A 12,456-nucleotide genomic window follows, 5' to 3' on the forward strand; every position below is an offset into this window, starting at 1 on the left:
GTAATTTTCATCGAGACGAAAGATTGGCGTTGATGCTTTATCTCGAGAGGCGCCACACTTTTTCAAAGTTCCGTTGGCATACAAACGGGCATACTTGAATAGAAGTAGACAGACAAAACAAGAAAGCCCGCACTAGGCGGGCTTTCAGGGTGTTTCCAGTGCATATGGAAACCAGTATGTGGCGCACCAGGCGGGATTCGAACCCACGACCCCTGCCTTCGGAGGGCAGTACTCTATCCAGCTGAGCTACTGGTGCAGCGCGGGCGCAATCATACGCATGTCGCTGGCGGGCGTCCATGCCGCTGCCTTGTTCGCGATTCTGCACGCAATCATCCCTGCAGCTGTCTATGCCTATAAAAGCCTTGAATAAACGCATTATTGCGTTAATTTTTTCGAACAGGCTCTTGCCCTTTACCCCTCTTGACCCTAGGATTCGTTTGAGATTTCAAACGCTCTTGCTGAAAATCCTATGCGGCTCGTACTTCCACCGCTGATTTGCAGCCTGAGCCAACGGATAAAGCCCAGGTGTGCCGCCGTGCGGTGCATTCGATGACACGTACCGATGCCAGGGTGTCGGAATTTAGGAGACTGCCATGCAACTGAAAGACACCCAGCTGTTCCGTCAGCAGGCTTATATCGACGGTACCTGGCTGGACGCCGACAACGGCCAGACCATCAAGGTCAACAACCCGGCCACCGGCGAGATCATTGGTAGCGTGCCGAAGATGGGCGCTGCGGAGACCCGTCGTGCCATCGAAGCTGCCGACCGTGCCTTGCCGGCCTGGCGCGCGCTGACTGCCAAGGAGCGTGCGGGCAAGCTGCGCCGCTGGTTCGAGCTGTTGATGGAGAACCAGGACGACCTCGGCCGCCTGATGACCCTGGAACAGGGCAAGCCGCTGGCCGAAGCCAAGGGCGAGATCGCCTATGCAGCGTCCTTTATCGAGTGGTTCGCCGAAGAAGCCAAGCGCGTGTATGGCGATGTGATCCCAGGGCACCAGCCGGACAAGCGCCTGATCGTCATTAAACAGCCAATCGGCGTCACTGCCGCCATTACCCCGTGGAACTTCCCGGCGGCGATGATCACCCGTAAAGCCGGCCCAGCCCTGGCCGCCGGTTGCACCATGGTGATCAAGCCGGCTTCGCAGACGCCGTTCTCCGCCCTGGCCCTGGTTGAACTGGCGCACCGCGCCGGCATCCCGAAAGGCGTATTGAGCGTGGTCACCGGCAGTGCCGGCGAAGTCGGCGGCGAGCTGACCAGTAACCCGATCGTGCGCAAGCTGAGCTTCACCGGCTCGACCGAAATTGGTCGCCAGCTGATGGCCGAGTGCGCCAAGGACATCAAGAAAGTCTCGCTGGAACTGGGTGGCAACGCGCCGTTTATCGTGTTCGACGATGCCGACCTGGATAAGGCCGTCGAAGGCGCGCTGATCTCCAAATACCGCAACAACGGCCAGACCTGCGTGTGCGCCAACCGCCTGTACATTCAGGACGGCGTATACGACGCCTTCGCCGAGAAGCTGGCCGCCGCCGTGGCCAAACTGCAGATCGGTAATGGCCTGGATGAAGGCACCACCACTGGTCCGCTGATCGACGAAAAGGCCATGGCCAAGGTTCAGGAACACATCGAGGACGCCGTGAGCAAAGGCGCGCGCCTGCTCGCCGGCGGCAAGCCGCACGCCCTGGGTGGCAGCTTCTTCGAGCCGACCATTCTGGTCGACGTACCGAAAACCGCCGCGGTGGCCAAGGAAGAAACTTTCGGCCCGCTGGCGCCGCTGTTCCGCTTCAAGGACGAGGCCGAAGTGATCGCCATGTCCAACGACACCGAGTTCGGCCTGGCCTCGTATTTCTATGCCCGTGACCTGGGTCGCGTGTTCCGTGTGGCGGAAGCCCTGGAATACGGTATGGTCGGCGTCAACACCGGGTTGATCTCCAATGAAGTCGCGCCGTTCGGCGGCGTGAAAGCCTCGGGCCTCGGCCGTGAAGGCTCGAAGTACGGCATTGAGGATTACCTGGAAATCAAATACCTCTGCCTGGGCATCTAACCCGGCGAAGTAACCCCGCAGAGGCGCACGAGAGCGCTGCGCCTTCTGCGTTTATATGGACATAGCTGTGCCCGGGCGTACTGCGGCAGTCGATCATCGAATACTGCCAAGTCGCACCGGTGACACATCCTTGAACCACGCCGAGATTGACCGGCGAATGAGGACATCATGAGCAAGACCAACGAATCCCTGATGCAACGCCGCACCGCTGCCGTTCCGCGCGGCGTGGGCCAGATCCACCCGATTTTTGCCGAGCGCGCGGAAAACGCCAGCGTGTGGGACGTCGAAGGCCGCGAGTACATCGACTTCGCCGGCGGCATCGCCGTGCTGAACACCGGCCACCTGCACCCGAAAGTGGTTGCGGCGGTGCAAGAGCAGCTGACCAAGCTGTCGCACACCTGCTTCCAGGTGCTGGCCTATGAGCCCTACGTCGAGCTGTGCGAAGAAATCGCCAAGCGCGTACCGGGCAACTTTGCCAAGAAGACCCTGCTGGTTACCTCCGGCTCCGAAGCCGTCGAAAACGCCGTGAAGATTGCCCGCGCCGCCACTGGCCGTGCCGGCGTGATCGCCTTCACCGGGGCCTATCACGGCCGCACCATGATGACCCTGAGCCTGACCGGCAAGGTTGTACCGTACTCCGCCGGCATGGGCCTGATGCCGGCCGGCGTGTACCGCGCCCAGTCGCCGTGCGAACTGCATGGCGTGAGCGAGGACGAGTCCATCGCCAGCATCGAGCGCATTTTCAAGAACGATGCGCAGCCGCAGGACATCGCCGCGATCATCATCGAGCCGGTGCAGGGTGAAGGCGGTTTCTACACTAACTCCCCGGCCTTTATGCAGCGCCTGCGTGCCCTGTGCGACGAGCACGGCATCCTGCTGATCGCTGACGAAGTGCAAACCGGCGCAGGCCGTACCGGCACCTTCTTCGCCACCGAGCAACTGGGCGTGGTGCCGGACCTGACCACTTTCGCCAAATCCGTTGGCGGCGGCTTCCCGATCTCCGGCGTGTGCGGCAAAGCCGAAATCATGGACGTGATCGCCCCTGGCGGCCTGGGCGGCACCTATGCCGGTAGCCCGATTGCCTGCGCGGCAGCCCTGGCCGTACTCAAGGTATTCGACGAAGAGAAACTGCTGGAGCGCTCGCAAGCCCTGGGCGAGAAGGTCAAGGCTGGTCTGCGCGCGATCCAGGCCAAGCACAAGGTGATTGGCGACGTACGCGGCCTGGGCTCGATGATTGCCATCGAACTGTTCGAGACCGACGAGAAGCGCACGCCGGCAGCTGCCCTGGTCGGCAAGATCGTCGCCCGCGCCCGCGAGAAAGGCCTGATCCTGCTGTCGTGCGGCACCTACTACAACGTGATCCGCTTCCTGATGCCCGTCACCATCCCTGACGCGCAACTGGAAAAAGGCCTCGCCATCGTCGCCGAATGCTTCGACGAACTGGCCTGATAGACCGCTGCAATAAAAAACCCGCTTCGGCGGGTTTTTTATTGCACGCTATCTTGCCAAAACCCCTTGCAAAGGCCCTTTGTAGGACAAACAAGCCGCTCTAGCACGGCACATTCAGCTATGATGCAAAACCTGACGAAATGCTCAACAGTTCGTCGGGCTGCGCTGGTTATTCACGGGTTGCTGGGTAGACTGCGCGCCGTCATCACGATGACGCCATTATTTTGCTACTACGTTTTTTCCTGAGGTTTCCATGACTGTCCCGGCCAAGGCTCCGGAGATTCTGATCGCCGAAGCAGAACCCTGGACTGCTGACCTGCTCGTGCAACTGGTACGCGATGTGCGGCCGGATGCGCGCATCCTGCAGGTTACCGATGGCGAAGCCGCATTGGCCAAGTGCAAACGCCGCCTGCCTAGCCTGGTGATCGCCGATGGCGACCTGCCCGGCATTGATGGCCTGGAACTGCTGCGTCAGCTGCGCCGCCACCCGCGTACGCCGGCCCTGCCGTTTATCCTGATCAGCGGTCGCCTGGACGCCAACAGCGTGCGCGCCGCGCGGCCGCTGGCACCCACCGCCTACCTGGCCAAACCCTTCAATGCCGAACAGCTGCGTCAGCGTCTGCTCGGCATCCTCGGCAATCCGTCGAATTCGACCCCGGAAGCCAGTACACCGCTACTGGTCAACAGCCTGGATGATTACCTCAATGCCGTGCGCGAAGAGGGTCAGGGCGCACCGCTGCTGGAGTCAGTCAGGGATTCCGTCAGCCAGTGCCTGAACGGTGACGACACCGACCTGCGCGAGCTGGAAGACGTATTTGCCCGTGACCCACAGATTACCGCCCGCCTGATTGCTGCAGCCAACAGCGCCGCACAGCACCAGGGCATGCCCTGCCAGACGCTCAACCAGGCCCTGCCGCGCCTGGGCCTGGCGCGCACGCTCAATCTGGTATTGGGCATGGCCGTGCAGCGCAATGCACGACTTAGCGACCCACGCCTGGCCGAGCTGGCCAGCAGTGCCTGGGACAACGCCCAGCGCAGCGCCGAGCTGGCGCACTGGCTGGCCAGTGAGCTGCAACTGGACGCTGAGCTGTGCTTCACCGCCGGCCTGCTGCACAACATTGGTGAACTGGCCTTGCTGCGCAGCCTGCAGGATTGGCAGGACGCTGGCGGCACCCTGCGCGACGAGGATATTCAGCAGAGTTTCCAGCAACGCGCCGCCAGCTTTGGTTCGGCACTGCGCATTCGCTGGCGCCTGCCATTTGGCCTGCGCGAGCTGATCGCGGCGTTCTACAACCTGGGCAGCGGCGTGTTTAGCCGCGAAGCACTGGTGCTCAATCTGGTGTGCATGATCCTGCGCCTGCGCAGTAACCAGTCGCCGAAAGAGCTGCGTGATGAGCGCTGTGTGCGCATGCTGCGCCTGGACCTCAACCTGCTGGAGCGCATCCCGCTGGCCGCAGCTGCCTGACACCTGCCGCCCGGCTCAGGCCAGGATCTCGGCCAGCAGATCAAAGACGATACGAATGCGCCGAGCCGTGCGTAGCTCGCGGTGGGTGACCAGCCAGATCGGCAGTTGAAAGGGCTCAACGTCCTCCAGCACGCGCACCATGCCTGGGGTTTCCCGCGCGATTTCTTCCATGATGGCGCCAATGCCCAGGCCCTGGCGGACCATTTCCCAGTAGGTCACGGAGTTGTCGGCATAGCTGCGAAAGTTCTCGCTGCTCAGCTGCAGGCCTTTGGAACGCATGTGCTGCAGGTAATGACCGGCGCGATCGAGGCCGATAAAATCGTGTTTTACCGCCTCTTCTGCGGTACGCGGCAGGCCATGCTCGCGCACCCAGCTTGCGGACGCGTAGAAGCAGGCGGAGCTGTGCCGCACCAAACGGCCGATCAGCTCCGGTTGCTCGGGGCGCAAATGGCGGATGGCGATGTCGGCCTCGCGGCGCAGCAAGTCGCTGACACCGTCCGAAGCCACCACCTCGACCTGAATACCGGGGGCCGCCTGGCGGATCTGCAGAAGGATCTTCGGCATCAGGTACGCCGCCACGGCATCGCTGGTGGCCACCGACACCACCCCCGTCACCGCTTCCGAGCGCCCGGTCGCGGCCAGGCCCAGTTCATGCGCCGCCGCGCCCATCACCCGAGCATGGCCCAACAGCTCCTGCCCGGTGCTGGTCAGCGCCATGGTTTTGCCAACCCGCTCAAACAGCGTCACGCCCAGCGCCAACTCCAGGGCGGCGACCTGACGACTGAGGGTGGGTTGCGACTGCCCGAGCTTACGCGCGGCCGCTGACAGCGAGCCGGTTTCTGCCGTCTCGAGAAAGGCGCGCAACTGGTTCCAGTCGACCTTATCCATACGTAAATGCATATGTTGTCTGCAATTTATCGCAATACCCCGTGATGATGCGCAAGGATAGCATCCGCACTGTGTTGGCTTTCGCCTTACCTCCATGCACAGGACGCGCCCCATGCACTCACCGATCACCGCTGCCAGCAACCACCGCGCTGACACTGCAACACCGGCAGCCATCGCCGACAAGGCGCGCTTCTGGAACCGTATTGCCGGTCAATACGCCAAGGATCCGATTGCCGATCTGGCCGGTTACGAGCGGACGCTGCAGCGCGTGCAAGCCTTGCTGTCTACCGAGCATGAGGTGCTGGAAATCGGCTGTGGCACGGGCACTACCGCCCTGCGTCTGGCGCCTGCCACGCGGCGGCTGGTAGCCACCGATGTCGCCGAACAGATGATTGCCATCGCCGGCGAGAAGCTCGCCCGCCAGCCCATAGCTCAGCTGGAATTCCAGCTGGCCGACGCCGAAGCCCCCGTGGCCGAGCAGGGCACCTACGATGCCGTGCTGGCGTTCAACCTGCTGCACCTGGTGACAGACCTGCCACAGACGCTGAGTGCAGCCATCAGTGCCTTGAAGCCAGGCGGCTTGCTGATCTCGAAAACACCCTGCCTGAATGAGATGAATCCGCTGATCCCCAAGCTGGCCCTGCCGCTGCTGCGCGCCATCGGCAAAGCGCCGCCGGTGCTGTGTTTTGACGCCCACCAGTTGCAGGCGGCCATGACCGCGCAAGGCCTGCAAATCCTGGCCGTCGAGCGCCATGGCAGCAAGCGCAAAGACTGGCGGGTGTTTATCGTGGCGCGCAAGCCCGATGCCCCACCGTTAGCGGCCTGATCAACGCCGCCTAGCTCGCCCTAACTGACGACTTTCACCGCCCGGACCTGCTGGTCCGTCCCTCTGTTGCACCCATAAAAAACTGGAGCTTGCCATGTACCTTCGCTCAATCACCGCCCTGACTGCTGCACTGCTGCTATCCGGCTGCGCCGCCACCATCAACCAGAGTGGTCTGGAACAACGCACCTCCCAGGCCATCGGCCACCCCGTCGGGCAATTCAGCATCACCGAGCGCACCGAGGAAACCGGCGGACGCATCAACTACAACGTCAACACCCGAGACGGCGGCACCTACCGCTGCTACATGTACTCGGCCACCGGCTTCCAGAAGGCCATGAGCTTTGGCATGACGCCGCACTCAGACGCTATCTGCACGGCCATGGCCGGTACGCCAGCCGCTAGCGGGCAACGCGGCAACAGTTCCGGCAGCTCTTGCAATGCCTTGCTGCAGGCGGCCGGCCGCTGCTGAGTGCACAGGACTTCCCGGTCAGGCATGGCCGGGAATGGCGCGATCACGCTTGCCGGTGCCTGGCCTGACTGCAGCGCTGGAAGACATACGGGACCAGCAGCGCGTCAGTTCATCCAGCGCCGGTAAACCGCTTAAGGCCCTTGGTGGGCCGATACCACAGCAGCTACTCAACAACGGCAGCAATGCGCAATCCAACTCAGCAACAGGAAGACGGTTTATCCGTGCAGGTAATCCCGCGCGGCTCACTTGAAAGCCACTTTCCAGCATGGCTCCAGCCATCAATGAACAGGACAGAAACATGACACGACAAAGCCTTGCTGTTGCACTGGCAACCTTCGCCCTTGCCGGCTGCGCCAGCAGCCAGAATGTCCACCTGTACACACCGGCTGAACAGGCGGGGATGACCGCAGACGGCGCTATTGCCACGATGCTGACGCCATCCGAGTTGCCGGAATACTTTAGCCAGGCGGGTAAAACGGCCAAACCCACAGGCCATGTCTCCTATTGCAACGCCGGCGCCCTGAGTGGCTCCGCCAGAAGCGACGCCCTGCAAACCGTTGCCGGGATTTGTGGTGCAGGCCAATACACCATTGTCCGCGCGGTACCGATGCTCGATGCCGTAAGCACCGCCGTGGGCACCAGCTGCACGCGCTCGGAGATGATCATTTTCAGGTGCGACGGTCAGCAACCTGCTCGCCAGTAGCATTGGTGTGGCCGGCATCGCTGCAAGGTGAATGCTGTCAGCGACGCTCGAGCACCAACTGCATCTGCACGTCGCCCTGAGCGCTGTCGCTGAGCTGGGTCAGCGGTTGTGGATGGCCGATGCAGTAGCCCTGGGCATAGTCGAGGCCCAGCTTGCGTACGCACTCAAGCGTCTGCGGGCTTTCGACAAACTCGGCCACGGTGCTCAGGCCCAGCTGGCTGGCGATCTGCTGCATCGAGCCGACCATGGCCTGGTTGATCGGGTCACTCTCGATACCGCGAATAAAACTGCCGTCGATCTTGACGATATCCAGCGGCAGATGGCGCAGGTAGGCGTAGGAGGCAAAGCCGCTGCCGAAGTCATCTAGCGCCACTTTCAGGCCCAGGCTGCGCAACTGCTTGATCCACTGCGCAGACACGCCCAGCTCGCCCAGTGCGACCATCTCGGTCACTTCGATGCACAGCTTGTGCGCTGGCAGGTTGTGCCGCAGCAGTTCGCCGTGGAGCATTTCATGGAAATGCGCATTGAGCAGCGAACTGGCGGTGAGGTTGAAGTTGACCTGAGCCAGTTGCTGCACATGCCGTGGGTTGTCCGCCAGCCATTGCAGCAGGCGCATCACCACCCAGCGGTCGATGGCGCCGAGAAAACCATAGCGCTCCGCCGCCCCGAGGAACTGCCCGGGGCTGATCCACTCGCCACTGTGCGGGTCGTGGTAACGCAGCAACACCTCATAACGCAGGCCATCATCGTTACCCTGCAAGGCCATGACCGGCTGATAGAACAGCTCGAAATGACCAAGGTCGATGGCCTCGCGCAGGCGGGTGATCCATTGCAGCTGACGCTGATGCTCCAGCAGCACACCGTCGTCCGGATTGAACTGCTGCACGCGGTTGCGCCCCAGGTGCTTGGCCAGCTGACTGGCGCTGTCGGCCCAGTTCAGCGCGGTTTCCCAGTCGCTGACGCCGCTGCCGAGTTCCAGCAGGCCGATACTGACCTGCACACGAAACGGTCGACCCTGCCAGCTGAAGACGAATTGCTCGACGCAATGGCGCAGGGTTTCCGCGTGCTCCATCGCCACGTCGGTGTTGATCTCACGCAGCAGCACTGCAAATTCATCACCACCGATACGTGCCAGCTCGGCATGCCGGGGCAGGTGGTGACGCAGGTGGCTGGACAGCTGACGCAGCAGCTGGTCGCCCGCCGAGTGACCGCAGAGGTCGTTGACCTGCTTGAACTGATCCAGGTCCAGGCTCAGCAAGTGACTGAAACGCCGTGTACCTTCGCCCTTGAGGCTTTCACGCAGCAGGCGCTCCAGCTCGCGGCGATTGAGCAGACCGGTCAGCGAGTCATGCGCGGCCAGGTATTGCAGGCGTTCTTCCAGGGCACGGCGCTCGCTGAGGTCGACCACAATGCCTTCGATGCAGTCCTGGGTCGGACGCAGGTGCAGTGACAGGTATACCCAGTGGCTCTGCCCGTCGAGGCCCTGCATCTGGCATTCCTGGCTGATCGCCGGTTGTTCGTTGTGCAGTTGCGCCACCTGCGCCGCCCATTGCTCGGCCCCGAGCAACTGCTGCATGGACAACGCCGGAGCGGCCTGGCCGAGGCCGAGCAGGGCGGCAAAGCTCGGGTTGGCTTCGATCAGCGTGCCGCTGCGGGTGCAGCGGAAAATCCCCTCACCGCTGCTGCTGAACAGCGCCTGGTACTGCTCCAGATTACCCAGCGCCTGGGCCTTGCTCTGCAGCAGGGCACGGCGGATCTGCTCCAGCTGTTTGTCGAGGATGCCGCCAAACAGCAGCATGCTCAGCACCGGCAGGTAGGCGTGCATGTAATTGAAGCCCGGCGGCAGTGGAATCACCCCGCTACGCCCCAGCGGCACCAGCAGCATCAGCAGCAGCGCCGAGCTCCAGCACAGCAGGTAACCGATGGCATACGGCCGGCGCTGGCGCACGCCGAGGATCAGCAGCAACAGCTGGAACGCTCCGGTGAGCAGGATCAGCACGTTCAGCGTCTGGTAGGAGCGGTAGTGGCCGTAGCTGACGATGGTCCAGCCGCACACCAGCAAGGTGGCGGCAAACAATGCATTGCGCAGGTGACGCACGCGGCCCAGCTCAAGCTTCAGGGCGCTGGCCAGAAACAGGCTGCTGAAGATCAGCATGCCGGGGTTGGCCAGGTTGGCCAGTTGGGCCGACAGCCAGTTCCACTGCAGGCCCAGCAGGCTGGTGATGCCGTGCAGGCTGGCGTTGTACAGCGCCACGCTGGCTACGGTCAGGCAGAACCACACCAGCTGCGACTCACGCAGGGTGCTGAATTTGACCAGGAAGAACAGCGTCAGGCTGAGCAACGCACCCAACAGCAGGCCGCTGCGCATCCAGTGTTCGGCCAGTAGCAGCGGGCTCTGCTCGGCGCCCACCAGCTGCATCGGCACGCTGATCGCCGAGCCACTCTGCACCCGCAGTAATAACGTGTGCGGGCCCTGACCCAGGCGCGGCAGGCTGAGCATGAAATGCGGCGTCGGTTCGCCGCGTTGCAGGAAGGGTCGGTGATCGCCGCTGTAGAAGGGCGCGATGAGGTTTTCCCGGTCATACAGCCAGACCTCGATGTCGTCGAGAAAAGGCCGGTCGATAATCAGATCCAGGCGTTCGGCTACCGGCGCATCGAGGCGGAAGGCCACCCACCAGGCACTGGCCGAATAGCCTATGCGCGGCACCCCACGCACCAGTTGGCCCTGCTGCTCGATCAGCTGCTGTACTTCGCCGGCCGTCAGGTTGCCGCTGGGGTCTTCCAGTACCAGGCTGGCCGGCACGTCGACCGGCTGAACCAGCTGTTCGGCCTGCAGCGTCATCATCGGCAGCGCCGCATGCACAACGCCGCTGCCCAGCACCAGGCTGAGCAGCACGAGCAAGAAGGGAAGGTTGAACCGACGAAGCATCCTGGCGCCTCAATAAACTGCGAGGTGCGCCAAGGCTCAGGGTGAACACAGCTCGCCGGCCTGGCGAGTTGACGCTCGGGAATTCTAGCTGAGAACTGGCGATTTGATTGCGCTGACGGTCTCACTCAGCTCCAGCAGCAGACCGGTAATCTGCTCGGCGCTCATGCTGAATGGATCAAAACGGTCGCTGGCCGAATATTTCAGGAACAACTCGCGATTGGCTTGTTTGGCCCCGGCCCAGCCCATGCTCCAGTTGCTGTAGCGACGCATGCTGATCTCGGCGTAGTCAAGAATGGTCAGATCCTTGTGCCGGCTGTCATCCGCCAGGCGGTTGTACAAGGCATTCACCTCGGCACGCGGCCCCTCCAGCGCCTGCAAAAAAATATCCGCATTGCAGCAGAGGATGCCGGTGAGGCCCTTGGCGGGGTTGTTGCGCTGCGAGCTGTCGAGAATCTCGCGGATCAGCTCGGCAGACACGCTGTGGCTGGCACGGCTGGCATAGGTAAGGCGCACAAGCATGGTCAGCTCCTGTGATCGGATTAGTAATTGGTCGATTCTGCATTATCTGTATAAGATTTGTATAACTAATTGCAGCAGATTCTTCCACCCGCTTGCGTAACAAAAACCGCTGACCACTCTCTATAGTGGCTACACCGGGGCTGACGCACCTCAGCACGCCGCGCCCCAGACGCGCCCGCATAAGGAGTTCACTGTGCACGCCATGCTGCCCCTGCTCGACCAACTGGCGTTTCCGGCCATCCGCCGGGGCCAGCTGGAAGCGCTGCAGATCAACCTGACCTACCGCTGCAACCAGCGCTGCCTGCATTGCCATGTGAATGCCGGGCCGACCCGCACCGAGGCCATGACCGATGAAAGCCTGGCCCTGCTGCATCAGGTGATTGATGCCCACCCCGTCCACACACTCGACCTCACCGGCGGCGCGCCGGAAATGCACCCGCGTTTTCGCGAAATCGTCAGCCACGCCCGGCGTGAAGGCCTGCGGGTGATCGACCGCTGCAACCTGACCATCTTGAGCGAACCCGGCTATGAGGACCTGGCGCAGTTTCTCGCCGACCAGGGTGTGGAAATCAGTGCATCCCTGCCTTGTTACTCCCGCGACAACGTCGACAAGCAGCGCGGCGATGGTGTGTTCGACGCCAGCATCAAGGGCCTGCAACAACTCAACGCCCTTGGCTACGGCCAGCCGGGCAGCGGTCTGATTCTCAACCTGGTGTACAACCCGCAAGGCCCGAGCCTGCCGCCACCGCAAGCGGCGCTGGAGGCCGATTACAAACGCCACCTGGTCGAGGACTTCGGCATCGTCTTCAACCACCTGCTGTGCATCACCAACCAGCCGATTGCGCGCTTTGGCAGCACCCTGGTCAGCAAAGGCCAGTTCAACGGCTATATGCAGCTGCTGCGCGACAGCTACCGCCCGGAAAACCTCGAAGCCTTGATGTGCCGCAGCCTGGTCAGCGTCGACTGGCAGGGCTACCTGTACGACTGCGATTTCAACCAGATGCTCGATCTGCCGCTGCCTGAGCTGATCGGCCGTGACCGTCCGCACCTGCGCGACCTGCTCGGTGCAACGCTGGCCGGCAACTCCATCGTGACCCGCGATCATTGCTACGCCTGCACCGCTGGCCAGGGTTCCAGCTGCGGCGGCTCTTTAACCTCCTAAGGAT

The 12,456-nt window shown here is 62.5% G+C and carries 10 protein-coding genes and 1 tRNA gene; 7 read left to right on the forward strand and 4 right to left on the reverse strand.

Going from position 1 to position 12,456, the window contains the following annotated elements:
* Positions 1-179: 179 nt before the first annotated feature.
* Positions 180-256: transfer RNA gene (locus IOD17_RS14095), tRNA-Arg, on the reverse strand.
* 337 nt (positions 257-593) lie between these two features.
* Between IOD17_RS14095 and gabD the strand changes: the two genes are divergently transcribed.
* The 3 genes from gabD to IOD17_RS14110 all read left to right on the forward strand — a co-directional run bounded on the left by gabD (position 594) and on the right by IOD17_RS14110 (position 4,956).
* Positions 594-2,042 carry an NADP-dependent succinate-semialdehyde dehydrogenase gene (gene gabD / locus IOD17_RS14100; RefSeq protein ID WP_233685695.1) on the forward strand — a complete coding sequence of 483 codons (1,449 nt, stop codon included), beginning with the start codon at positions 594-596 and terminating at the stop codon, positions 2,040-2,042.
* A 168-nt stretch (positions 2,043-2,210) separates the two neighbouring features.
* A complete protein-coding gene (gene gabT, locus IOD17_RS14105) occupies positions 2,211-3,491 on the forward strand; it encodes a 4-aminobutyrate--2-oxoglutarate transaminase (RefSeq protein WP_160086448.1) in 1,281 nt (426 codons plus the stop codon).
* 253 nt (positions 3,492-3,744) lie between these two features.
* Complete coding sequence (locus IOD17_RS14110; RefSeq protein WP_233685696.1) at positions 3,745-4,956, forward strand: HDOD domain-containing protein; 1,212 nt, start codon at positions 3,745-3,747, stop codon at positions 4,954-4,956.
* Between the two features lie 15 nt (positions 4,957-4,971).
* Here the strand turns inward: IOD17_RS14110 and IOD17_RS14115 are convergent, their stop codons facing one another.
* Positions 4,972-5,856, reverse strand: a complete 885-nt coding sequence (locus IOD17_RS14115) for a LysR family transcriptional regulator (protein ID WP_233685697.1) — start codon at positions 5,854-5,856, stop codon at positions 4,972-4,974.
* 100 nt (positions 5,857-5,956) lie between these two features.
* Here IOD17_RS14115 and IOD17_RS14120 point away from each other — a divergent pair, with 100 nt between their 5' ends.
* From IOD17_RS14120 to IOD17_RS14130, 3 genes are all read left to right on the forward strand, one after another.
* Positions 5,957-6,670: a class I SAM-dependent methyltransferase gene (locus IOD17_RS14120; RefSeq protein ID WP_233685698.1), complete on the forward strand. Its 714-nt coding sequence runs from the start codon at positions 5,957-5,959 to the stop codon at positions 6,668-6,670.
* Between the two features lie 94 nt (positions 6,671-6,764).
* A complete protein-coding gene (locus IOD17_RS14125; RefSeq protein WP_233685699.1) occupies positions 6,765-7,139 on the forward strand; it encodes a hypothetical protein in 375 nt (124 codons plus the stop codon).
* 265 nt (positions 7,140-7,404) lie between these two features.
* The gene (locus tag IOD17_RS14130; RefSeq protein ID WP_233685700.1) at positions 7,405-7,842 is read left to right on the forward strand and encodes a hypothetical protein; all 438 of its coding nucleotides are present in this window, start codon (positions 7,405-7,407) and stop codon (positions 7,840-7,842) included.
* Between the two features lie 37 nt (positions 7,843-7,879).
* Here the strand turns inward: IOD17_RS14130 and IOD17_RS14135 are convergent, their stop codons facing one another.
* Together IOD17_RS14135 and IOD17_RS14140 are read right to left on the reverse strand one after the other, a co-directional pair.
* Positions 7,880-10,771 (reverse strand): EAL domain-containing protein, encoded by a 2,892-nt coding sequence (locus tag IOD17_RS14135; protein WP_233685701.1) that lies wholly within the window; start codon positions 10,769-10,771, stop codon positions 7,880-7,882.
* A gap of 84 nt (positions 10,772-10,855) precedes the next feature.
* The gene (locus tag IOD17_RS14140; protein WP_233685702.1) at positions 10,856-11,290 is read right to left on the reverse strand and encodes a BLUF domain-containing protein; all 435 of its coding nucleotides are present in this window, start codon (positions 11,288-11,290) and stop codon (positions 10,856-10,858) included.
* 202 nt (positions 11,291-11,492) lie between these two features.
* Here IOD17_RS14140 and arsS point away from each other — a divergent pair, with 202 nt between their 5' ends.
* Positions 11,493-12,452 carry an arsenosugar biosynthesis radical SAM (seleno)protein ArsS gene (gene arsS / locus IOD17_RS14145; protein ID WP_233685805.1) on the forward strand — a complete coding sequence of 320 codons (960 nt, stop codon included), beginning with the start codon at positions 11,493-11,495 and terminating at the stop codon, positions 12,450-12,452.
* The last annotated feature ends 4 nt before the right edge of the window (positions 12,453-12,456 follow it).

The organism is Pseudomonas anguilliseptica (assembly GCF_021375795.1).
GTDB classification, from domain to species: Bacteria; Pseudomonadota; Gammaproteobacteria; order Pseudomonadales; family Pseudomonadaceae; genus Aquipseudomonas; species Aquipseudomonas anguilliseptica_A.

Excerpts from the sequence above, each read along its gene's own strand:
- gabD (WP_233685695.1), top strand. The coding sequence starts at position 594 with ATGCAACTGAAAGACACCCAGCTGTTCCGTCAGCAGGCTTATATCGAC.
- gabT (WP_160086448.1), top strand. The coding sequence starts at position 2,211 with ATGAGCAAGACCAACGAATCCCTGATGCAACGCCGCACCGCTGCCGTT.
- IOD17_RS14110 (WP_233685696.1), top strand. The coding sequence starts at position 3,745 with ATGACTGTCCCGGCCAAGGCTCCGGAGATTCTGATCGCCGAAGCAGAA.
- IOD17_RS14115 (WP_233685697.1), bottom strand. The coding sequence starts at position 5,856 with ATGCATTTACGTATGGATAAGGTCGACTGGAACCAGTTGCGCGCCTTT.
- IOD17_RS14120 (WP_233685698.1), top strand. The coding sequence starts at position 5,957 with ATGCACTCACCGATCACCGCTGCCAGCAACCACCGCGCTGACACTGCA.
- IOD17_RS14125 (WP_233685699.1), top strand. The coding sequence starts at position 6,765 with ATGTACCTTCGCTCAATCACCGCCCTGACTGCTGCACTGCTGCTATCC.
- IOD17_RS14130 (WP_233685700.1), top strand. The coding sequence starts at position 7,405 with ATGGCTCCAGCCATCAATGAACAGGACAGAAACATGACACGACAAAGC.
- IOD17_RS14135 (WP_233685701.1), bottom strand. The coding sequence starts at position 10,771 with ATGCTTCGTCGGTTCAACCTTCCCTTCTTGCTCGTGCTGCTCAGCCTG.
- IOD17_RS14140 (WP_233685702.1), bottom strand. The coding sequence starts at position 11,290 with ATGCTTGTGCGCCTTACCTATGCCAGCCGTGCCAGCCACAGCGTGTCT.
- arsS (WP_233685805.1), top strand. The coding sequence starts at position 11,493 with ATGCTGCCCCTGCTCGACCAACTGGCGTTTCCGGCCATCCGCCGGGGC.